Raw genomic sequence first — 21,118 nt, 5'->3', positions numbered from 1 at the left:
CGCGGGTCAGAGGAGGCCGAGCTCCATCGCCCGGGTGACCGCGCGCGTGCGGTCGCTCACGTCGAGCTTCTCGAACGCGTGCAGGAGGTGCGTCTTCACGGTGGCCTCGCCGATGAAGAGCGCGCGCGCGATCTCGGGGTTCGAGCGCCCATCGGCCACGAGTCGGAGCACCTCGAGCTCGCGCGGCGACAGCGCGGGGGCAGCGGATGCCGCACTCGACCGCACCCGCGAGACGAGCTTCGCGGCGATCGACGGTGCGAGCACCGTCTCGCCGGCGACGACCGAGCGCACGCCCTCGAGGATCTCCTCCTGCGGCGCGGCCTTCAGCAGGTATCCGGATGCCCCGGCCTCGATGGCCCCGAGGATGTGATCGTCGGTCTCGTACGTCGTGAGGATCAGCACCCGCGTCTGCGGGTTCGCGTCGAGGATGCGTGCGGTGGCTCCCGCGCCGTCGAGCTTCGGCATCCGCAGGTCCATGAGCACGAGGTCGGGCGCGAGGTCGAGCACCCGGCGTACCGCCTCCTCGCCGTCGGATGCCTCGCCCACGACCTCGATGTCGTCGGCGGTGTCGAGGAGGCTCACGATGCCGCCGCGCACGATGGGGTGGTCGTCGACCACGAGAACGCGGATCATCCGCTCACCTCCGGTCCGGGTGCGGGCACGACGGCCCGGAGCACGCTGCCGCCGCCGTCACCGGGTTCGAGCGAGAGCCGGCCGCCGACGAGGGCGAGACGCTCGCGCATGCCGCTCACGCCGAAGCCCGAGCGCTCGCTCGCTCCGCCGGCCCCGACGCCCACCCCGTCGTCGGCGACCGTGAGCTCGACCGCGCCGTCACGCGCCACCACGCGCACGACGGCGGAGGTGGCGTGCGCGTGCTTCCGCACGTTGGCGAGCGCCTCCTGGGTGCACCGGAGCAGGACGACCTCGAGGTCGCGTCCGAGGCGCACCTCGTCGACCTCGGCGCGCACCTCCACCCCGGTCTCGCGGGAGAAGCGCTCGGCGAGGCGGGTGAGCGCCTCGGGGAGGTCGGACTCGACGCGCATCGGCGCGTTCGCGGCGACGAATCCGCGCGCTTCGCCGAGGGCCTCGCGCGCCGTCTGCTCGATGAGCGCGATGGTCTCGGCGGCGGGGGGCGGCGCGACGGCCTGCGACGGTGCGCCCGCGGCATCCGGTGCGCCCGTGGCATCCGTCGCCTCGATCTCGCGACCCGCCCGCTGGGCGAGCAGGACGAGACCGGTGAGGCTCTGCGCGAGCGTGTCGTGGATCTCGCGCGCGAGCCGTTCGCGTTCGCTCGTCACGCCAGCGTCGCGGTGCATGGCGGCGAGCTCGTCCTGCGCGGCCTCGAGATCGGCGAGGAGCCGTGCCCGCTCCTCGCCGAACTCGGCGACGCGCACGAACCACAGACCGAGCGCCAGGCTGAAGATGAACGAGAACACCGAGACGCCCACTCCGAGCAGCGGGTTGCCGGAACCCGTCCCGAGGTAGTAGCCGGCACCCACGCCCACCGCGACGAGTGCGTTCGAGGCGATCGCGGTGCGGACGCCCGCCGCGGCCACCCACACCAGCGGGTAGGCGAAGGCCTGCAGGAACGACAGGAATGGATCGAACGCGACACCGGTGCCGACGATCGCCGCGAGCAGCGCTGCGTGCACGAGGTCGAGTGGCGTGCGAGGTCGCCGCACGAGGCGCCGGCCGAGCAGCACGTAGAGCACCAGCATGGCGGCGATCGACGTCCAGGCTCCGACGTCGTTGCGTCCGTACGGCGGATCGAGCGCGAGGATGCCGCCCATGACCAGGGTGACCCCGGCCGCGGCGGCATCCCACCAGCGCACGTTCTGCATGGGTCTACTCTCGCACCGCCGCGTCTCAGGCGTCCCGGCGGATCCAGCGGAACGTGAGCCGGCTGAGCACGACCCCCACGACGAGCCAGATCCCGAGCGCGATCGCGATGCCGGGCAGGTTCCACGACTCCTGCTGCTCGAGCACCTCCCAGCCCTCGGGGAGGAACACCGATCGCATGCCCTGCGCGATCCACTTCAGCGGGAACAGGCCCGCGACATCCTGCAACCAGGCCGGAAGCATGTCCCACTGCAGGTAGACGCCCGACATGAACTGCAGCAGCAGCACCGTCGGGATCACCACCGCGGTCGCGCTCTTGCCGCTGCGCGGCAGCGCCGAGAGGGCGATGCCGACGAGCGCGCTCGTCACGAGGCCGAGCACGAAGACCCACGTGAACGTGATCCATTTCTCGGGCTCGGTGGGCATCTCGATGCCGAGCACGAGCCAGCCCGCGAGCAGGAGCAGGCCGGCCTGCAGCACCCCGGTGACGAACACCTGGCCGATCTTGCCGATGAAGTAGCCCATGGGCGAGAGCGGCGTGCCGCCGAGCCGCTTGAGGGTGCCGTTGCTCTTCTCCATCGCGATGTCGACCGCGAGGTTCTGCACGCCGGACAGCAGGATGCCCGCGGCGATCATGCCGGGCAGGTAGTAGGCGCCGACGGTGATCTCGGAGCCGGGGGGCCCGACCTCGCCCTGCGCGCTGAACGCGGCGGAGAAGATCGCGAGCATCACGAACGGGAAGAAGAACGTGAAGAACAGCGTGTCGGGGGAGCGGAAGTACGTCCGCGTCTCCATGCCGATGCGCGAAGCGCCGAGGGCCAGGGTGCTCACGCGGCCACCTCCTCGACGGCCGAAGCGGATGCCGCAACCGCCGCCTCCGGCGCTGCCTCGCGCACGAGCTGGAGGTACACGTCCTCGAGGCTCGGGCGGATCACCTCGAGTCCCTCGGGCTCGTGTCCGAGCGCCCCCACGAGGGAGGCGACGAGCAGTCCGGGCTCCTCCGTGCGCAACTCGTGCTTCCCGGTCGGGTCGCTCCAGCGCACGAGGGGGATCCGTGCGTGCTCGCCGCCGAGCTCGTCGACGCCGCCGATGGCGACGAGGCGACCCGCGGCGATCACGCCGGCCCGGTCGGCGAGCTGCGCGGCTTCGTCGAGGTAGTGCGTGGTGAGCAGGATGGTCGTGCCCTCGGCCTTGAGATCACGGATGACCCCCCAGAACTGCTGCCGGGCCTGTGGATCGAACCCGGTTGTGGGCTCGTCGAGGAACAGCAGCTCGGGTCGGCCGATGATGCCGAGCGCGACGTCCACGCGTCGCTGCTGCCCGCCCGAGAGCTTGCCGATACGGGTCTTGGCCTGGGCCTCGAGCCCGACCGCGGCGATCACCTCGTCGACGTCGCGCGGGTTCGGGTAGAAGCCCGCGAAGTGCCGCAACTGCTCGGCCACCGTGAGGAGTCCGGTCTCGCCGGTCGACTGCAGCACGATGCCGAGCCGGGCCTTCCACTCGAGACCGCCCTTCGTGGGGTCGACGCCGAGCACGCGCACGTCGCCGCTCGTGCGGTGGCGATACCCCTCGAGGATCTCGATCGCGGTGGACTTGCCGGCCCCGTTGGGACCGAGCAGCGCGAACGTCTCGCCGTGGTGGATGTCGAAGCTCACGCCGTCGACCGCGGCCTTCCGGCCGTATGTCTTGTGGAGGTCGCGCACCCGCACGGCCACGTCATTCGTTGTCATGGTTCCAGCGTGGCAATGCCCGCCGGCCGGCGGCAGCGGTGGATCGGCTGATTCCGCCCTCCACCGATCGGTGGATGCAGGCGCCGCCCGGTCCCGCTCAGGTCGCGGCGATGAGCTCCTCGATGCGGCGTCGCAGCGCGCGGCGCTCGGCGTCGGTCGGCGCGAGCTCGATCGCGGCCCGCAGGCGTGCGGCCGCGGCATCCGCTCGCCCGAGCCTGGCGAGCAGTTCGCCCTGCGCGGCCGGCAGCAGGTGATAGCGGTCGAGGGCAGCGGATGCCGCGAGCCGGTCGAGTTCGTCGAGGCCGGTCTGCGGGCGGCCCGCGAACCCGTGCGCGAGCGCGCGATTCAGCGCGACGACGGGCGACGGGTCGAGGTCGGCGAGCTCGTCGTAGAGGGCCGCGATGCGCTCGAAGTCGGTGGCATCCGCGGCTGGAGCGCCGGCATGGCATGCGGCGATCTCCGCCTGCAGGCGGTACGGACCGTGGATGCCGCGGGGCCGGCGTTCGAGGTTCCTCAGGATCGCGAGCCCCGACGCGATCTCGGCGGCGTCCCACCGGGATCGGTCCTGCCGGTCGAGGGTCACCAGCTCGCCCTCGGCGTCGACGCGGGCGCGGCGCCGGGAATCCTGCAGCAGCATGAGCGCCAGCAGCGACGCGGCCTCGGCCTCGCCGGGCAAGAGGCGCACGACGAGCCGCGCGAGCCGGATCGCCTCGTCGGCCATGGCGTTGCGTCGCTCGGCGCCGTCGGCGCCATGACCGCCGGAGGCGCCGCCGGACGCGGAGTAGCCCGCGTTGAACACGAGGTACAGCACGGCGAGCACGCCGCCGAGCCGCTCGGGCAACGCCGCGGCATCCGGAACCCGGTACGGAATGCCCGCGTTGCGGATGCGCTGCTTCGCACGCACGATGCGCTGCGCCATCGTCGGCTCCGGCACGAGGAACGCCCGCGCGATCTCGGCGGTGGTGAGCCCGCCGAGCGTGCGCAGCGTGAGGGCGACGCGCGCCTCGAGCGCGAGCGCGGGGTGGCAGCAGGTGAAGACGAGCCGGAGCCGGTCGTCGACCTCGTCGGGCGCATCGGCCCAGCTCGCGGCCGCATCGGCGGGATCGCCGTCGACGTCGCCGTCACTGCCGTCGCCGAGCGCCGGGAGCGGCACGCCGGCCCGCCGCCCGATGTTCCGACCGCTCTCGACCTCGTCGAGCGCGGCCGCCTCGTGCACCTTCGCGGTCTCGTTGGCGCGGCGGCGCAACCGGTCGATCGCGAGGCGCTTGGCCACCGTGGTGAGCCACGCACCGGGGTTGCGCGGCACGCCCTCGGTCGGCCAGCGCTCGACCGCGCGGGCGAACGCCTCCGCCGCGCACTCCTCGGCGAGCGTCCAGTCGCCGGTCTGGCGGATGAGCGTCGCCACCACCCGCGCCCACTCGTCACGGTGGGCGCGGGCGACGGCGTCGTGGTGCGCGGGGGCGCCGTGCGTCATCCGAGGGCCGCGGTCTCCTCGGCCCGTTCGCGCGCGTGGCGCTCGGCGCCGGGCTCGTGCACGTCCATGGGCCACGCCGGACGCAGCTCGATACGACCGAAGCGGGCCATCGGATGCCGCGACGCGATCTCGATCGCCTCGTCGAGGCTCTCCACCTCGAGGATGTCGTAGCCGGCCATCCACTCCTTCGACTCGGTGAACGGGCCGTCGGTGACGAGCAGTTCGCCCTCGCGCACGCGGACCAGCGTGGCATCCGTCGGCGGGCGCAGCCGCTGGCCCCGGATGCGGATGCCGCGGGCCTCGAGGTCGTCGACCCAGTCGCCGACATTGTCCTCCTCGGGCACGAACGGCTCGGCGTCGGGGTCGGTCGCGACGATCAGCAGGTATTCCATGGTGGGTTCCTCCCTGGTTGACACGGTATGCACCCACGACGAACAGGGGAAGGCGTTCTCGACAGGTGGACCCGATCAGTCGGTGGACCCGATCCGTCGGTGGACCCGATCCGTCGGTGGACCCGATCCGTCGGTGGACCCGATCAGTGCGGGAGCACGAGGGAGACGCCGAGCACGATCATGACGACCGCGATGACACCGTCGAGGATCCGCCAGGCGCGCGGGCTGCCGAGGACGCCGCCGAGAAGGCGGGCGCCGTACGCCAGGCCGAAGAACCACACGATGCTCGCGACGCCCGCGCCCACCGCGAACGCCCAGCGGCCGTCGCCGTGCGTGTTCGCGACCGAGCCGAGCAGGAACACCGTGTCGAGGTAGACGTGCGGGTTGAGCCAGGTGAGCGCGAGGCACGTGAGCACGGCCGCGGTGAGGGTCGTGCGGGGGCCGGCGATGGTGGTGGTCGAGGCAGGGGTGGTGGCCTCGAGCCGGCCCCGCGCGCCCTCGCGATCAGCGGATGCCTCGTCGGCGACGAGCGCGTCGCCGCTCGGCCGGATGGCCCGCCGCGCCGCGAGCACCCCGTAGCCCACGAGGAATGCCGCCCCGAGCCAGCGGATGACCTCCACGAGCCACGGCACCGCCTGCAGCACCGCGCCGATGCCCGAGACACCCACGATGATGAGCGCGAGGTCGGACAGCGCGCAGATGGCGGCGACGGCGAAGACGTGCTCGCGCCGGATGCCCTGCCGCAGCACGAAGAGGTTCTGCGCGCCGATGGCGATGATGAGCGACAGGCCGAGGCCGAAGCCGGCGAGGAGCGAGGAGACGGGCACGAACACGACGCTAGGCGTGAGCAGCGATCAACTCCAGCTCAAGATTCTTACTCAGCATTAGCATTGCTTCATGGAGATCCCACTCGATCTCGCCCGCACCCTCGCTGCCGTCGTCGATGCCGGCACCTTCGACGCGGCTGCTCGCGAGCTCCTCATCACGCCCTCGGCGGTCTCGCAGCGGGTGAAGCAGCTCGAACAGCGGCTTGGGCGCGTGCTCCTGGTGCGCACCAAGCCCGTCCGCCCCACTGATGCCGGCGCCGCCCTCGTACGGCTGGCCCGGCAGCTGGCGTTGCTCGAGCACGACGCCCTCGCCGCGTTCGGCACGGGTGACGCGGCATCCGCCCGGCCGACCCCGGTCCCGCTCGCGGTCAACGCCGACTCCCTCGGCACCTGGTTCCTGCCCGCGCTCGCCGCGCTCGCCGAACGGCATCGGGTCGTGTTCGAGTTGCACCGGGACGACCAGGACTTCACGGCGGCGCTGCTCGAGTCGGGCACCGTCATGGGTGCCGTCACCTCGCAGGCCGCGCCGGTCGCCGGATGCCTCGTGCGCCCTCTCGGGGTCATGCGCTACGAGGCCGTGGCCACTCCCGCCTACGTCGCACGCTGGCTGCCCGACGGTGCGATTCCCGCCGCGCTCGCCGCCGCGCCGCGCGTGGACTTCGACCGCCGCGACGACCTGCAGGATGAGTACCTGCGGAGGGCCGGCGTCGATGGCGTGGACCCGGTGCGGCACTTCGTGCCCGCGACGAACGAGTTCGCCACCGCGGTCAAGCTCGGCCTGGGCTGGGGCATGCTGCCGGGCTTCCAGTCGGCGGCCGAGCTCGAGCGTGGCGAGCTGGTCCGACTCGGTGGCCGTCCGGTCGACGTGCCGCTCTACTGGCAGCAGTGGAATCTGGGATCGCCGCTGCTCGACGCGATCGCCGAGGAGGTGGCCGCTGAGGCCCGGCGGGAGCTCCGACCCGCGTAGCGCGTCATGCGCGTGGGGGCAAGCCCCTGCCGTTTCCCGCCTCCGTCGCGTTCACTGGAACGTGGACGCGGCAGAACGCCGCTACCTGGAAGGAGTTCGACGATGGGTATCGACGACCGCATTGAGAACAAGTCCGAGGACATCGGCGGCAAGATGAAGGAAGCCGCCGGCAAGGCGACCGATGACGAGCGCCTCGAGCGTGAAGGCAAGCGCGATCAGGCCAAGGCCGATCTGAAGGACGCTGCCGAAGACGTCAAGGACGCGTTCAAGCACTGATCCACTGACGAGGCGAACGCCCGTTGTTCGGAGCCGGGGGGCCTGACGACGGGCGTTCCCCGTGTCCGGACTCCGTCAGGCGCCTGCCGGTCAGGCGTCTTCGATGCGGAAGCCGACCTTCAGTGTGACCTGGTAGTGCGCGACCGCGCCGTCCTCGATCTCGCCGCGCACCGAGACGACCTCGAACCAGTCCATGTGGCGGATGGTCGCCGCCGCACGGGCGATCCCATTGCTGATCGCGGTGTCGATGCCGTCGGGCGAGGTGCCGACGATCTCGGTGACCCGATACGTGTGGTTGCTCATCGTGACCTCCTCCGCGCGGATCCCCGTCGAACGCGCTGGTGCCGACGTTACTCCACCGACGCCCACGCGGCGAAGCAACCCCGACGCTAACCGGCACTGGACTCCTTGTGCAGTAACGCTTAACATGAAGGAGTCACCCGACCGGGACCGCAAGCCGCGCGACGACGCGCCCCCGAGACGCTCGGATGGCGATGTGAATCAAGGAGGATGAACACAGCCATGACAGCACCGCAGCCGGGCCAGCCCATCGTGTTCCGCAACGGCATCGTGCTCACGATGGACGACGCGGACACCGTTCTTCGAGAAGGCGACGTCCTCGTCGTCGATGGCAGGATCGCCGACGTCGGAGTCGGTCTCACGGTGCCGGACGGCACGTTCGAGATCGACGCGAAGGGCGGCATCGTGATGCCGGGCTTCGTCGACACCCACCGCCACATGTGGCAGACGGCGATGCGCGCCTACGGCGCGGACTGGACGCTCACCCAGTACTTCGTCTGGTACTACCTGCAGCACGGCATCAAGTTCCGGCCGCAGGACTATGCAGCCGGCAATCTCATCTCGGCACTCGACGCGATCGAGTCAGGGGTCACGACGACGCTCGACTGGTCGCACGGACTGAGCTCGATCGAACACGGCGAGGCCGCCTACGAGGCGCTTGCGACCTCGCCCGGCCGCTACGTCTTCGCCTACGGCAACATCCACCAGTCGCCGTGGGAGTGGACGGCCGACCCGGCGATCAAGTCGCTGCTCGAGCGGGCGCGCGACGACTCGCGGCTGTTCGGGGCGCAGATCGCCTTCGACGTTCCGAACCAGGACGAGAACTTCCCCGAGCTCGCCGCGTATCGCGTCGCCGAGGAGCTCGGACTCCGGGTCACGACGCACGCCGGGGTCTGGGGTGCGACGAACGACTGGGGCATCACGAATGCGTACGATGCCGGCGTCATGAAGGAGGGCTACACCTACGTGCACGCCGCCTCTCTCAACGACGAGTCGTACCAGAAGATCGCTGCAACGGGCGGCAATGTCTCGCTGGCCACCGAGTCCGAGGACACGTGCGGACAGGGCTACCCGCCGATCCACAAGCTGCGCAAGTACGGCATCCCGGCGTCGCTCTCCGTCGACACCTCGGTATGGGTCAGCTCCGACCTGTTCTCCGCGATGCGCGCGACGATCAACGCCGACCGGGCGATGGAGCACTTCACCGCGCACGGGCTCCAGCCGGCCGAGACCATCACGCACGTCACCCTCCGCGCCAAGGACGTCGTTCGGCTGGCGACCCGCGGCGGTGCCGAGGCACTCGGCAAGGGCGACGAGATCGGCACCCTCGAGAAGGGCAAGCTCGCCGACGTCATCCTCCTCAAGAACGACGACTCACCGACATGGGCTCCGCTCATCAATCCGTGGGGCCAGGTCGTCTACCAGGCGCAGCGCGGCGACGTGAGTACCGTTCTCGTCGGCGGCGAGGTCGTGAAGCACGAGCACAAGCTGACGGCGGGCGACCTCGCCGGCACGCGGCGCAAGCTCGACGACACGGTGTCGTACCTCGAGCAGGAGGTCGGAGACGACTGGGAGGCCGGCCAGTACCCCGAGATCCCCGAGACCGAGGTGCTGAGCAACCCGTACCAGTACAAGAAGGGTGAAGGCGCACACGCGCACTGACCCGCAGCGACGAAGCCGCCACCGGACTCAGATTCGGTGGCGGCTTCGTCGTGGGATCCGTCAGTGCAGTGTCGCTAAATGCTTACGTATGAATGTTCCTCCGGGCGCCACGAAGTGTCAAGGATCACTACACACATGGCTCGGGAACGTGCAAAACGGATCAGATGATCACGCGAAGAGGCGCTGAAGGCGCTGGATCCCCTCGAGGAGGGGCGCGTCGCCGAGCGCATAGCTGAAGCGCAGGTAGCCGCTCGGTCCGAACGCCTCACCCGGCACGGCCGCGACCTGCGCCTGCTCGAGCATGAGGTCGGCGAGCTCCAGCGAGGAGGTGGGCGTGACGCCGCCCCACTCGCGGCCGATGAGCCCGGTGACATCGGGGTAGACGTAGAACGCGCCCTGCGGCACCGGCACCGTGACACCCTCGATCTTCGAGAGCTCCTCGACGATGGTGCGCCGACGACGGTCGAATGCGCGGCGCATCTCCTCCACCGCGTCCTGCGGGCCGGTGAGGGCCGCGATCGCGGCGCGCTGCGAGATGTTCGCCACGTTCGACGAGAGGTGCGACTGCAGGTTCGCAGCGCCCGCGATGACGTCGGCGGGGCCGACCATCCAGCCGAGGCGCCAGCCCGTCATCGCATAGGTCTTCGCGACGCCGTTGACCAGGATCGCCTGGTTCGCGAGCCCAGGCACCGCCTCGACGATCGACACGGAGCGTGGCGGCACCCCATCGACCTCCTCGGCGTAGGTGAGGTTCTGGTAGATCTCGTCGGAGACCACCCAGATGCCGTGCTCGAGCGCCCACTCGCCGATCGCCTGCACCTGCTCGGCCGGATAGACGGCGCCCGTCGGGTTCGACGGCGACACGAACAGCAGCACCTTCGTGCGCTCGGTGCGCGCCGCCTCGAGTTGCTCAACCGTGACGAGGTAGCCCTGGTCGGCGCCGGCGAAGACGTCGACCTGGCGACCGCCCGCGAGCTTGATGGCCTCGGGATACGTGGTCCAGTACGGCGTCGGCACGAGCACTTCGTCGCCCGGGTCGAGCAGCACCTGGAACGCCTGGTAGACGGCCTGCTTCCCGCCATTCGTCACCACGACCTGGCCCGTGCCGACCTCGAGGCCGGAGTCGCGCAGGGTCTTCGCGGCGATCGCATCACGCAACTCGGGGAGACCCGCCGCGGGCGTGTAGCGGTAGTTCTTCGGGTCGCGGGTGGCCGCGAGCGCCGCCTCGACGATGTACTCGGGCGTCGGGAAGTCGGGCTCGCCGGCCGCATAGGAGATGACCGGATGACCCTGTGCCTGGAGGGCCTTGGCCTTCGCATCGACCTTGAGCGTCGCGGACTCGGCGATGGCGGCGATTCGGGCGGAGAGGCGGGCGCGTTCGGTCACGCGCTCAAGCCTATTGGCCGCCGCCGCCGCAGCACAGGTGCATTCCGCAGAGGCCTGCCGGCGGCATCCGCTCGGCTTTACTCTGTCCCTGCCGTCGCATACACTTGCTGAGGTTGTTGAAGTCAGCCAAGCTTGTCTGCGCCTATTTTCCGGGCCTTCCCCAGAAGAATGCAGTGTGCTTGTGCTGTCCAGACAGCGGTGGAGCAGCACCGGCGTGCCGGCGAGTTCCATAGGGCGGTGGCTCAATTGGTAGAGCAGCGGTCTCCAAAACCGCAGGTTGCAGGTTCGAGTCCTGTCCGCCCTGCGAGCCGGCAGCGACTGGCGGCCCACGAAAGGTGTACGAGGTGGCACGGAAGATCATCGACGAACCCAGCGAGGACGTCGTCGCCAATGCGAAGCGCGACCGCGCTGCGAGGCGCAATCCGTTCGCGCGGATCGCGTTGTTCATCCGACAGGTCATCGCCGAACTGAAGAAGGTCGTCACCCCGACCCGCAGGGAGTTGTTCAACTTCACGGTCGTGGTGCTCGTGTTCGTCATCATCGTGATGGCGATCGTGTGGGGATTCGACCAGCTGTTCAGCTGGCTCGTGCTGTACGTCTTCGGAACTCCGGGGGTCTGATCGGGCCGTCGGCACCGATGACCGGAGCGCCGCCACAGGCGCACGGAAGAGAAGGAATCGAGAAGAAGTGTCAAGGACTGAGCGCGACGACGTCGACTGGGCCACGGCTGCTGAGCAGTCGTCGGAGGAAGACGAGGTGCAGGAGGGCTCGACCCTCGAGCACGACGAGGACTCGGTGGAGGCGGCCGAGCACGTCGCCGTGCACGTCGTCGACGACGAGGGCAACGACATCGACCTCGATGCCGTGCTCGATGCCATGGCCGAGGCATCCGACCCCGAGGCGGACGCCGTGATCGACGACGCCCTCGACATCGACTCGCCCGAAGAGGCCGAGGCGGCGTTCGAGGCCGTGATCGAGGAGGACGCCGAGGTCGTCGACCCGTACGCGGAGTTCCGCAGTGAGCTGCGCTTCCTCCCCGGCAAGTGGTACGTCATCCACTCCTACGCGGGCTTCGAGCGCCGCGTGAAGGCGAACATCGAGCAGCGCCGCGAATCGATGGCCATGGCCGACTACATCTTCCAGGTCGAGGTCCCGATGGAAGACGTCGTCGAGATCAAGAACGGCCAGCGCAAGATGGTCACCCGCGTGCGCATCCCGGGCTACGTGCTCGTGCGCATGGAGCTCAACGAGGAGAGCTGGTCGGTCATCCGCCACACTCCCGGTGTCACGGGCTTCGTGGGCAACGCGCACAACCCCACGCCCCTCCGCTTCGAGGAGGCCTTCAACATGCTGAAGCCCCTCGTCGACATCAAGGACGTCGCTCCCGCCAAGGGTGCGAAGGCCGGCGCGGCGTCGGGTGCGGCTCGCGCCATCCCGGCAGAGGTCGACTTCGAGGTCGGCGAGACCATCACGATCAAGGACGGCTCGTTCGCCGGCCTGCCCGGCACGATCAGCGAGATCAAGCCAGAGAGCGGCAAGCTCACCGTGCTCGTCTCGCTCTTCGAGCGCGAGACCCCGGTCGAGCTGAGCTTCGACCAGGTCACCAAGCTCTAACTTCCACAGCCGACAAGCAGCGTCTCTCCGGTATCATCGGAGGGTTGTGCTGCGCCAGGCACAACGACCACCGCGGCCCGGATCCGCCGGAACTGCGGGAGAGTGCCCCGCCCTTCGACACGCTCAAGGGGTGGGCGTTCGAACAGAAAGAGAGAAATCATGGCACCGAAGAAGAAGGTCACTGGTCTGATCAAGCTTCAGATCAAGGCCGGCGCCGCCAACCCGGCCCCGCCCATCGGCCCGGCCCTGGGTCAGCACGGCGTGAACATCATGGAGTTCTGCAAGGCGTACAACGCCGCGACCGAGTCGCAGCGCGGCAACGTCGTCCCCGTCGAGATCACCGTCTACGAGGACCGTTCGTTCACGTTCATCCTCAAGACCCCGCCCGCCGCGGAGCTCATCAAGAAGGCCGCCGGCGTCGCCAAGGGCTCGGGCGTCCCGCACACCACCAAGGTGGGCAAGCTCACCCAGGCGCAGGTGCGCGAGATCGCCGAGGCCAAGATGGTCGACCTCAACGCCAACGACGTCGACGCCGCCTCGAAGATCATCGCGGGCACCGCCCGTTCGATGGGCATCACGGTCGAATAGGACCTGACGGATGCCGCGGCATCCGTTCACCAGAACTCACGCACTCGTGGCAGCGCCTGCCAGGCGCAGATGACCACACTCTCTCAAGGAGAAGCAACATGGCACAGAAGTCCAAGGCCTACCGGGCCGCGGTCGAGAAGATCGAGGCCGGCAAGTACTACACCCCGAGCGAGGCCGTCGCCCTCGCCAAGGAGACCGGCTCGGCGAAGTTCGACTCCACCGTCGAGGTCGCGCTGAAGCTCGGCGTCGACCCCCGTAAGGCCGACCAGATGGTGCGCGGCACCGTCATCCTCCCGCACGGCACGGGCAAGACCGCCCGCGTCGTCGTGTTCGCAACCGGCCCCGCAGCCGAGGCTGCGATCGCGGCGGGCGCCGACGAGGTCGGCGGCGCCGAGCTCATCGAGAAGGTCGCCGGCGGCTACACGTCGTTCGACGCGGCCGTCTCCACGCCCGAGCTCATGGGCCAGGTCGGCCGTCTCGGCAAGGTGCTCGGTCCCCGCGGCCTGATGCCGAACCCGAAGACCGGCACCGTGACTCCGAACCCGGCCAAGGCCGTGGAGGAGATCAAGGGCGGCAAGATCGAGTTCCGCGTCGACAAGCACGCCAACGTGCACTTCGTCGTCGGCAAGTCCTCGTTCTCGACCGAACAGCTCGAGGAGAACGCGAAGGCCGCCCTCGAAGAGGTCGTGCGGCTCAAGCCGGCGAGCTCCAAGGGCCGCTACATCCAGAAGGGCGCCGTGTCGACCACGTTCGGCCCCGGCATCCCGCTGGACGTCAACGCCATCTAGTTCGCAGCACTGATCGAGGAGCGCGAAGCTCGCCTCGAGATCCGAAGGGTCCGCCGGTTCGCCGGCGGGCCCTTCGTCGTCGTGATCGGTCGGTGTGCGGCATCCGTCACCCCGTGACCCTGAATTCCGATTCGCCGATGGGCTCGAGTTCCGTGACGTCGGTGCGGCGCACGACGGCTCCGGGCGGGCCCTGTGCCAGCCACTCGATCATCTGGCCGACGGATGCCTCGTCGCCCTCGATCTCGGCCTCGACCGCGCCGTCGCGGCGATTCCGCACCCATCCGGCGACGCCGATCCGGCCCGCTTCGAGCCGCGCCGTGTAGCGGAAGCCCACGCCCTGGACCTCGCCGTGCACGATCACCCGTCGCCGGACCATGCCACCAGCGTAGGACGCCCGGCGTAGCATGGGGGCCCATGGGGGAGCTGAGCAATTACATCGCAGGACTCGACGGAGCCGAACGCGACCTGATCGAACGCATCCGGGCGCGGGCGGTCTCGCTCGTGCCCGACGCCGTCGAGGGCGTCAGCTACGGGATGCCGGCGCTGCGGTACCGCGATTCGCCGCTGCTCAGCGTCATGGCGACGAAGGACCACATCGGGCTGTACCCGTTCAGCCCGCCCGTGATCAGTGCCGTCGAGGCCGAACTCGACGGGTTCTCCCGGTCGAAGGGCACCATCCGGTTCACCCCGGAGCATCCGCTGCCCGACTCGGTCGTCGACCGCATCGTGTTGCTTCGGCGTGACGAGATCGACGCCGCGAAGAAGCGCTGACGCACGGCGAAGGGGCGGGCACCGGATGTTCCGGCCGCCCGCCCCTCCTCAGCGCCTCAGCGCGTCAGCGCTCGGCGTGCATGTCAGCGCTTGGTGATCGTCCAGGTGCCGTCGGCCAGCGCCTTCTCGGGGTGCTGCACGTTCAGGAACAGCGTCTTCGGGTCCTTGCCGAAGTAGATGCCCGAGATCTCGGCGCCGGTGTCCACGATCGAGGCGAACTGCTCGACCTCGTCGGCCGCGCCGTCCCGGTCGGTGTCGAGGCCCGCGACCCACACATCGGAGAGGAAGTTGTCCTCGACGATCCAAAGGCGGCCGTCGGGGCCCTGCGCGAGGTTGTCGGGGTTGTTGAAGCCGGTCACGCCCGCGCCCGAGTTCTCGACCGGGACGTTGACGCCCTTCTCGACGAACGAGGTGAGCTCGTTCTTCGCGAGGTCGATCGCGACGACGCGGTCCTCGGTGGTGTTCGCGACGTAGAGCACGTTGCCGATGACCTCGACGTCCTCAGGGCGGCCGAACTCGGTCGCGGAGACGGCGTTCGCCGCGGCATCCGCGTCGATGACGACCTGGTCCATGTCGAGGGCGACCCACTCGAAGGCGCCGACCTTCTGCTGGTAGGTGCCCGAGTTCCACAGTTGCTCGGCGTCGGTGAGGCCCGTGAGCTTCAGCGCGTAGAGCTGGCCGTCGGAGAGGTCGCCGCGCGTGGCCGGCTCGAACTTGAAGATCGAGCCGCCGTTGAGCTCGTCGATGACGAACGCGGTGCCGTCGGCGAGCGCCTCGATGCCCTCGTGGCGGAGGATGCCGAGCTCGCGGCGCTCCTCGACGTGGGTGACGACCGTCGGGTCCTTCGGGTCGAGGAAGGCCTCGAAGAGGCGGCCGCCGGTGGTCTCCTCGGCGAAGAGCACCGTGCCCCACGGGGTCCAGCGCAGGCCGTCGAGACGACGCCATCCGGCGTCCTGCGCGATGACCTCGGTCTCGCCCGTCTGCAGGTCGACGACCGAGAGCGAACCGTTCGAGCCCACCTCGTGGGTGCGGTAGAGGTAGCGGCCCGCCTGCGGACCGGTCTCGTTGACGGTGTTCATGTCGGTGAGGTCGTCGGCACCGGCGTAGATGTCGAGCACCGTCTCGTCGGCGAGGAGCTGCTGCGTGAAACCCTCGGGGATCACGAAGGGCTCGGTCCAGTCGGCGGTCGCCGTCGAGTAGGGGGTGCCGTCGATCGGGTCGAAGCCGATCGGGCCGTCAGCGGCGGTAGCCGCCGGGGCGGGGATCAGGGCGAAGGCGGTCGCGCAGAGCGCGGCGCCGGCGATGGTACGGATGCGCATGGTCATACGTGCTTCCTGTTCGGTTGGGGGAACAGTGCTCACGGTAGGCAGGCCAAGGTGTCGCGACTGTTCCGGCGGGTGAGCGGCAGTTGATGATTCGGTGAACAGGACGTGTCGCTGCACGGGAGGGGAGCGCGCCGGACGCGCGCTTGGTCGGGGCTTGCGGGCCTGTCGGCTCGGCGGTACCGTTCACGCACCATCCCGGTGCCGACCTGCCCTGGGTGGGGACGGCTGCCGTCAGGAGCACGATGACCTCGTCCAGCGCACTCGACGCAGGCCGCGCGGCTGCGGCGGATCGACGCTGGGCGGCGGCGTACGAGGAACTCGCCCGTGCGGACTCCGCCGGCGACCTTGACACCGCGGATCTCGAGCTGCTGGCGACCGCGGCATTCCTTCGGGGTGAGGCGGGTGCGGCGGCGGGAGCACTGACCCGAGCGCACGGCGTCGCACTTGCGAGCGGCGACGTCGAGGGCGCGGCCCGCACGGCTGCATGGCTTGCCATCTTCCAGTTCGAGCTCGGCGACCTGTCGCACAACCTGGAGTGGCTGCCTCGAGGCCTTCGGCTGGCGAACATGATCTCCGAGCCGAGTGCGGTGTCGGGTCTCGTGCAACTCGCGCCGGCGGTCGCGCAACTCGCAGGTGGCGACCCGCTCGGTGCGCGAGCGCGATTCGAGGAGGTCCTCGCGATCGCCGAGCGGTTCCACGACCGGGACCTCTGGGCGCTCGCCTCGTTCGGGAGGGGTAAGAGCCTCATCGAGGTCGGTGACGATACCCGTGGATTCGCCTGTCAGGACGACACCGTCACCGCGGTGCTCGGCGGCGAGGTGTCGTCCGTCGCGGCGGGCCTCATCCTCTGCACCATCGTGGGCGACGCTCACATCGGCTTCGATCTCACGCGGGTCGTCGCGTGGACGAGGGTGCTCGACGAGTGGTGCCGCGCGCAGCCGGAGCTCGTGGCGTTCAGCGGCGAACGTCATGCCCTGCGTGCGGCGTTGCTCACGTTGCGTGGAGCATGGGCCGAGGCTTCGGCCGCGGCCGAGCTCGCACTCGCGGGATTCCGGGCCGGCGATTACCGTGCGGCGTTCGGCGCGCCGTACTGGTTCGCCGAGCTGCAGCGCCTTCGAGGCGCCTTCCACTCCGCGGCAGACGGGTATCGGCGCGCCGGAGAGACGTCGTGGGAACCCCAGCCGGGTCTCGCGCTGCTGCACCTCGCTGAGGGGAAGGTGGAGCTCGCGCGAGAGGAGATCCGGCGCAGCGCGTCGGCCGCCGATCCGTTCACGCGCCGCTACCTGCTGCCCGCCGTCGTCGAGATCGAGGTGGCGGCGGGCGATCCCGGTGACGCGCGTCGGGCGCTGGACGAGTTGCGGACGCTCGGCGCACCGGTCGCGACACGGATGTTCGCCGCCCTCGTCGCGTTCGCGGAGGGCCAGGTGCTCCTGGCTGAGGGCGACCCGAGGAGCGCGCTGGCGTCGTCGCGTGATGCTCTGAAGGCGTGGCGCGCCCTCGGCGTTCCGTATGAGGCGGCGCGGAGCCGCGTGTTGGTGGGCCGCGCCCTCCAGTTCCTCGGTGACGCCGCCGCTGCTCGAAGCGAGTTCGACGCGGCCCGCGTGACCTTCCTGGAGCTCGGCGCCCAGCCGGCACTCGCCGAATTGGAGGAGGTCACGGGGGAGCGCCGGGCGGGCTCCCTCACGGCCCGCGAGGTCGAGGTGCTGCGACTCGTGTCGACCGGGCTGACCAACCGTGCGATCGGTGCGAGGCTGTCGCTGAGCGAGAAGACCGTGGCGCGCCACCTCAGCAACATCTTCGGCAAGCTCGGCCTCTCGAGCCGGGCGGCGGCGACCGCCTACGCCTACGAGAACGGCCTCGTCTGACCGGTCTTCATCGGTGCAGCCTGTCGCCGCCATGCGCAGAATGACCCATGCCAGGCCTCCGGGAAAGATGGGGAGTTCGGCCGACGCGCCAAGGGGATGCCGCGCCGTACCGTTCTGGGCATGGACATCCCACTGATCGCCGGCACGGTCTCGACCGTGGTGTTCGCGGTCAGCAACCTGCCGATGCTCGGCAAGGCGCTGCGCACCAGGGATGTCTCGTCGTACAGCCTTCCGAGCATGGTCATGATCAACGCCGCCAACGTCGTGTACTCGCTCTACGTGTTCAGCCTCCCCATCGGACCGATCTGGGCGCTGCACACGTTCTACGTCGTCTCCTGCGCGATCATGCTCGTGCTCTGCATGGGCAGGCGGCGCGCCGCCGACCCCGGGATGCAGCGCGACGACGCGCCCCCCGGAACCCGGAGGCTCCGAGGGGCGCGTGGATACGCGGGTGCTCGTTAGCCCACGACGGTGGGTGCCGCGGCGTCCTCGCCCCGGTGCGCCCGCAGGCGTTCGGCGACGTCGATGGCGTCGCCGGCCGGGGCGTCGGAGTTGTGGTCGGGCTTCGCGAGGAGCAGGTACGCCACGCCGGTCGCGAGCACGACGCCGAGGCCGATGAGCACGATCCAGTCGGTGACGACGTCGCCCGAGGTGCCGGGCGTCGCGAGGAGGATCATCGCGAACACGCCGTAGGCGAGCGCGGCGACGTTCACGACGATGCCCCAGCGGCCGAGCGAGAACGCCCCGGCAGGCTTCCACCCGCGCACGCGCTGCCGCAGCGACGCGAGCACGACCATCTGGAACGCCACGTAGATGCCGAGCACCGCGAACGCCGTCACGGGGTAGAGGAGGTCGGCGTTCAGCCACACCAGCACGGCGATGAGTGCGGGCACCGTGCAGGCGACGACGAGGGCGTTGGTCGGGACCTTGCTCTTCTCCGAGACCTTCGAGAGCCAGCGGTGGCCGGGCAGCATCCGATCGCGGGCGAACGAGAAGAGCAGCCGGCTGGCCGCAGCCTGCAGGCTCAGCACGCAGGAGAGGAACGCGGTGACGGCCACCACGAGGAAGAGCTTCGCTCCCACCGGGCCGAGCGTCGACTCGAGGATCGCCGGGATCGGGTCGGCGTCGTCGCCCGCCACGATCGCGCCGAGATCGGGCGCCGCGAGCACATAGCCTCCGAAGGAGAACAGCGCCGAGACGCCGCCGACGAGGATCGTCATGATCATCGCCTTCGGGATACGACGCGCCGGGTTCGCGACCTCCTCGGCGACGTCGCCGCAGGCCTCGAACCCGTAGAAGAGGAAGAGCCCGGCGAGTGCGGCGCCGACGAATGCCGTGAGGTAGCTGCCATCGCCTTCGACGCCCATGGTGTCGAAGAACACGCCGAACTCCTGCTTGCGCTGGAACACCAGCAGGTAGAGGCCGAGCCCGATGACGCCGATGAGTTCGGCGGCCAGGCCGATGCGTGCCACCCGGGCGAGCCACTTCGTCCCGGTCATGTTGATGGCGAGGGCGACCACGAGCAGTCCGAGCGTGATCCACAGCGTGGTGTCGGCGGTGTGCTCGATGCCGAACAGGCTCGCCGTGAATCCCGAGCCGTATTCGGCGACGGCCGTGATGGTGACGATCATGGCCCAGATGTAGACCCAGGCGGCCATCCACGCGTAGCGCCGACCCCAGAGCCGTCGCGCCCACGGATAGATGCCGCCGTGGATCGGGTACTGCGAGACGACCTCGCCGAAGACCAGCGAGACGAGCAGTTGCCCGGCGCCGACGATGACGATCCACCAGATCGAGGGTGGGCCGCCCACGGTGAGGGCGAGGGCGAACAGCGAGTACACGCCGACGAGCGGCGAGAGGTAGGTGAAGCCGAGGGCGAAGTTCGCCCACAGGCTCATCGAGCGGTTGAAGGAGTCCTCGTAACCGAGGACCTTGAGGTGCTCGCCGTCGCCGAGTTCGGCCGGCTTCGCGGGTGCGGACATCTTCGCCTTTCCGTGATCTTCATTGATCGCGTCCGCCACCCCGGACGCCGGTTGCGCCAGCTTGCCATACCTTCGGCTCTAAAGCTATAGCACCGGATGATTTGCATTCCGGATGTCGCGAGCCGACCGTTCATCGCGGGGCAACCTCGCCTTCCCGAGGTCGTCGCCTGGCGCGCCTAATGTTGCGTCGCCCGACGCATCCCGACCAGTTGTGGAGCCCCAATGTCATCGTCCAGAACCCTGTCTCTCGCGGGAGCCGCCGCCGTCGCGCTGGCCCTCGCCATGTCGACCACAGCCCCCGCCCAGGCCGCTTCGGAGCGGTCGGATGCCCCGCAGGATGAGGCCTTCAGCTTCGCCGTGATCGGCGACGTGCCCTACGGCTCGGCCCAGTACTCGCGGTTCCCGGCGATGGTCTCGGAACTGAACGAGCAGGAGGACCTCCGGTTCGTGTCGCACGTCGGCGACATCAAGGCGGGCTCCGCCCAGTGCACCGACGAGTACTTCGCCGCGATCAAGGCGCAGTTCGATCGCTTCGAGGCGCCGCTGGTCTACACGCCCGGCGACAACGAGTGGGTGGACTGCCACCGCACGAACAACGGCTCCTATGATCCGCTGGAGCGTCTCGACGCCCTGCGTTCGGTGTTCTTCGCGCATCCCGGCAAGACACTCGGCGCGAACATGCCGGTCACCGTGCCCGACGCGGCCCTGCCCGAGAACGTCACGTTCGGCGTGCAGCGGGTGGCCTTCTCGGTGCTGAACGTGCAGGGGTCCAACAACTCGCTGCAGCCCTGGACCGGCCTCGGCCTCACCGAACCCGCGGCAGCCCAGCTGGAGGAGGTCGCAGCCCGCACCGCGGCCGACATCGAACAGCTGGAACGCACCTTCGCCGACGCGACGGTGACCAATGCCCGCGCGGTCGTCATCATGACCCAGGCGGACATGTTCGACCCGTTCCTCCTCGGAGCCGGCGCTGCCGAGCATCCCGAGTTGGTGAGCGGCTTCCGCCCGATCGTCGAGGCGATCGCGAAGGGCTCCCGCGCGTTCGACGGCGAGGTCTACCTGTTCAACGGTGACAGCCACGTCTTCAACGACGACGCGCCCCTGGCCGCCGGCTCGCCCTGGCTCGCGATCTACGGGCAGGACGAGCTCGACAACGTCCGCCGGGTGACCGTCGAAGGCGCCGCGACCTCGAACGAGTGGCTGCGGGTCTCGGTGCGGTCGAACTCCGCCGGCGGCGAGGGCGTGCTGAGCTGGGAGCGCGTGCCGTACACCGCCTCCTGAGCGGCTTCGCCGTTGTCGCACCGGTCCAACGGGGCTAGCCTGAGCCCAGGG

23 protein-coding genes and 1 tRNA gene are annotated in these 21,118 nt (G+C 69.8%); 12 read left to right on the top strand and 12 right to left on the bottom strand.

Annotated features, from left to right (window positions below; genetic code table 11):
• Positions 1-6 precede the first annotated feature (6 nt).
• From AB0K73_RS19575 to AB0K73_RS19545, 7 genes are all read right to left on the bottom strand, one after another.
• Positions 7-633 carry a response regulator transcription factor gene (locus AB0K73_RS19575; RefSeq protein WP_360518471.1) on the bottom strand — a complete coding sequence of 209 codons (627 nt, stop codon included), beginning with the start codon at positions 631-633 and terminating at the stop codon, positions 7-9.
• On the bottom strand, positions 630-1,841 hold the full coding sequence (locus AB0K73_RS19570) for a histidine kinase (RefSeq protein WP_360518474.1): 1,212 nt from the start codon (positions 1,839-1,841) through the stop codon (positions 630-632). Before AB0K73_RS19570 ends, AB0K73_RS19575 begins: the two co-directional genes overlap by 4 nt.
• A gap of 25 nt (positions 1,842-1,866) precedes the next feature.
• Positions 1,867-2,634 (bottom strand): ABC transporter permease, encoded by a 768-nt coding sequence (locus AB0K73_RS19565; protein ID WP_360518734.1) that lies wholly within the window; start codon positions 2,632-2,634, stop codon positions 1,867-1,869.
• A 32-nt stretch (positions 2,635-2,666) separates the two neighbouring features.
• The gene (locus AB0K73_RS19560) at positions 2,667-3,569 is read right to left on the bottom strand and encodes an ABC transporter ATP-binding protein (RefSeq protein WP_360518476.1); all 903 of its coding nucleotides are present in this window, start codon (positions 3,567-3,569) and stop codon (positions 2,667-2,669) included.
• A 97-nt stretch (positions 3,570-3,666) separates the two neighbouring features.
• Positions 3,667-5,043 (bottom strand): DUF6596 domain-containing protein, encoded by a 1,377-nt coding sequence (locus AB0K73_RS19555; protein ID WP_360518479.1) that lies wholly within the window; start codon positions 5,041-5,043, stop codon positions 3,667-3,669.
• Positions 5,040-5,435, bottom strand: coding sequence for a YciI family protein (locus tag AB0K73_RS19550; protein WP_360518482.1), 396 nt, complete (start codon positions 5,433-5,435; stop codon positions 5,040-5,042). Before AB0K73_RS19550 ends, AB0K73_RS19555 begins: the two co-directional genes overlap by 4 nt.
• Before the next feature lie 143 nt (positions 5,436-5,578).
• Positions 5,579-6,262 carry a LysE/ArgO family amino acid transporter gene (locus tag AB0K73_RS19545; protein WP_360518485.1) on the bottom strand — a complete coding sequence of 228 codons (684 nt, stop codon included), beginning with the start codon at positions 6,260-6,262 and terminating at the stop codon, positions 5,579-5,581.
• A 70-nt stretch (positions 6,263-6,332) separates the two neighbouring features.
• On the opposite strand from AB0K73_RS19545, the gene AB0K73_RS19540 reads away from it, so the two are divergent.
• Both AB0K73_RS19540 and AB0K73_RS19535 read left to right on the top strand, forming a co-directional pair.
• Positions 6,333-7,229 carry a LysR family transcriptional regulator ArgP gene (locus AB0K73_RS19540; RefSeq protein WP_360518488.1) on the top strand — a complete coding sequence of 299 codons (897 nt, stop codon included), beginning with the start codon at positions 6,333-6,335 and terminating at the stop codon, positions 7,227-7,229.
• 102 nt (positions 7,230-7,331) lie between these two features.
• Positions 7,332-7,505 carry a CsbD family protein gene (locus AB0K73_RS19535; RefSeq protein ID WP_360518491.1) on the top strand — a complete coding sequence of 58 codons (174 nt, stop codon included), beginning with the start codon at positions 7,332-7,334 and terminating at the stop codon, positions 7,503-7,505.
• A gap of 90 nt (positions 7,506-7,595) precedes the next feature.
• Here the strand turns inward: AB0K73_RS19535 and AB0K73_RS19530 are convergent, their stop codons facing one another.
• On the bottom strand, positions 7,596-7,808 hold the full coding sequence (locus AB0K73_RS19530; protein WP_360518494.1) for a dodecin: 213 nt from the start codon (positions 7,806-7,808) through the stop codon (positions 7,596-7,598).
• A gap of 219 nt (positions 7,809-8,027) precedes the next feature.
• Between AB0K73_RS19530 and AB0K73_RS19525 the strand changes: the two genes are divergently transcribed.
• Positions 8,028-9,467 (top strand): amidohydrolase family protein, encoded by a 1,440-nt coding sequence (locus tag AB0K73_RS19525; protein WP_360518497.1) that lies wholly within the window; start codon positions 8,028-8,030, stop codon positions 9,465-9,467.
• Between the two features lie 168 nt (positions 9,468-9,635).
• On the opposite strand, the gene AB0K73_RS19520 is transcribed toward AB0K73_RS19525, so the two are convergent.
• The gene (locus AB0K73_RS19520; RefSeq protein ID WP_360518500.1) at positions 9,636-10,853 is read right to left on the bottom strand and encodes a pyridoxal phosphate-dependent aminotransferase; all 1,218 of its coding nucleotides are present in this window, start codon (positions 10,851-10,853) and stop codon (positions 9,636-9,638) included.
• Positions 10,854-11,084: 231 nt separating this feature from the next.
• On the opposite strand from AB0K73_RS19520, the gene AB0K73_RS19515 reads away from it, so the two are divergent.
• From AB0K73_RS19515 to rplA, 5 genes are all read left to right on the top strand, one after another.
• Positions 11,085-11,157: transfer RNA gene (locus AB0K73_RS19515), tRNA-Trp, on the top strand.
• Positions 11,158-11,197: 40 nt separating this feature from the next.
• A complete protein-coding gene (secE, locus tag AB0K73_RS19510; RefSeq protein WP_360518503.1) occupies positions 11,198-11,473 on the top strand; it encodes a preprotein translocase subunit SecE in 276 nt (91 codons plus the stop codon).
• A 67-nt stretch (positions 11,474-11,540) separates the two neighbouring features.
• Positions 11,541-12,467, top strand: a complete 927-nt coding sequence (nusG, locus tag AB0K73_RS19505) for a transcription termination/antitermination protein NusG (RefSeq protein WP_360518506.1) — start codon at positions 11,541-11,543, stop codon at positions 12,465-12,467.
• Between the two features lie 159 nt (positions 12,468-12,626).
• Complete coding sequence (gene rplK / locus AB0K73_RS19500) at positions 12,627-13,055, top strand: 50S ribosomal protein L11 (RefSeq protein ID WP_360518509.1); 429 nt, start codon at positions 12,627-12,629, stop codon at positions 13,053-13,055.
• Between the two features lie 98 nt (positions 13,056-13,153).
• Positions 13,154-13,843: a 50S ribosomal protein L1 gene (rplA, locus tag AB0K73_RS19495; RefSeq protein ID WP_360518512.1), complete on the top strand. Its 690-nt coding sequence runs from the start codon at positions 13,154-13,156 to the stop codon at positions 13,841-13,843.
• A 106-nt stretch (positions 13,844-13,949) separates the two neighbouring features.
• On the opposite strand, the gene AB0K73_RS19490 is transcribed toward rplA, so the two are convergent.
• Positions 13,950-14,219: an acylphosphatase gene (locus tag AB0K73_RS19490; RefSeq protein WP_360518515.1), complete on the bottom strand. Its 270-nt coding sequence runs from the start codon at positions 14,217-14,219 to the stop codon at positions 13,950-13,952.
• A gap of 38 nt (positions 14,220-14,257) precedes the next feature.
• Here AB0K73_RS19490 and AB0K73_RS19485 point away from each other — a divergent pair, with 38 nt between their 5' ends.
• A complete protein-coding gene (locus AB0K73_RS19485) occupies positions 14,258-14,614 on the top strand; it encodes a DUF1801 domain-containing protein (protein WP_360518518.1) in 357 nt (118 codons plus the stop codon).
• Positions 14,615-14,697: 83 nt separating this feature from the next.
• On the opposite strand, the gene AB0K73_RS19480 is transcribed toward AB0K73_RS19485, so the two are convergent.
• Entirely contained in the window at positions 14,698-15,939 is a 1,242-nt protein-coding gene (locus AB0K73_RS19480) for an alkaline phosphatase PhoX (protein WP_360518521.1), read from the bottom strand.
• A gap of 242 nt (positions 15,940-16,181) precedes the next feature.
• Between AB0K73_RS19480 and AB0K73_RS19475 the strand changes: the two genes are divergently transcribed.
• Positions 16,182-17,804: a response regulator transcription factor gene (locus AB0K73_RS19475; RefSeq protein WP_360518524.1), complete on the top strand. Its 1,623-nt coding sequence runs from the start codon at positions 16,182-16,184 to the stop codon at positions 17,802-17,804.
• Between the two features lie 120 nt (positions 17,805-17,924).
• A complete protein-coding gene (locus tag AB0K73_RS19470) occupies positions 17,925-18,266 on the top strand; it encodes a hypothetical protein (protein WP_360518527.1) in 342 nt (113 codons plus the stop codon).
• Here the strand turns inward: AB0K73_RS19470 and AB0K73_RS19465 are convergent.
• Positions 18,263-19,786 (bottom strand): amino acid permease, encoded by a 1,524-nt coding sequence (locus AB0K73_RS19465; protein WP_360518530.1) that lies wholly within the window; start codon positions 19,784-19,786, stop codon positions 18,263-18,265. The genes AB0K73_RS19470 and AB0K73_RS19465 overlap by 4 nt on opposite strands.
• A gap of 222 nt (positions 19,787-20,008) precedes the next feature.
• On the opposite strand from AB0K73_RS19465, the gene AB0K73_RS19460 reads away from it, so the two are divergent.
• Entirely contained in the window at positions 20,009-21,067 is a 1,059-nt protein-coding gene (locus AB0K73_RS19460; protein WP_360518533.1) for a metallophosphoesterase family protein, read from the top strand.
• Positions 21,068-21,118: the final 51 nt, after the last annotated feature.

The organism is Agromyces sp. NPDC052230 (assembly GCF_040679595.1).
Classification (GTDB): Bacteria; Actinomycetota; Actinomycetes; order Actinomycetales; family Microbacteriaceae; genus Agromyces.
This window is presented reverse-complemented; position numbering and strand designations above follow the sequence as displayed.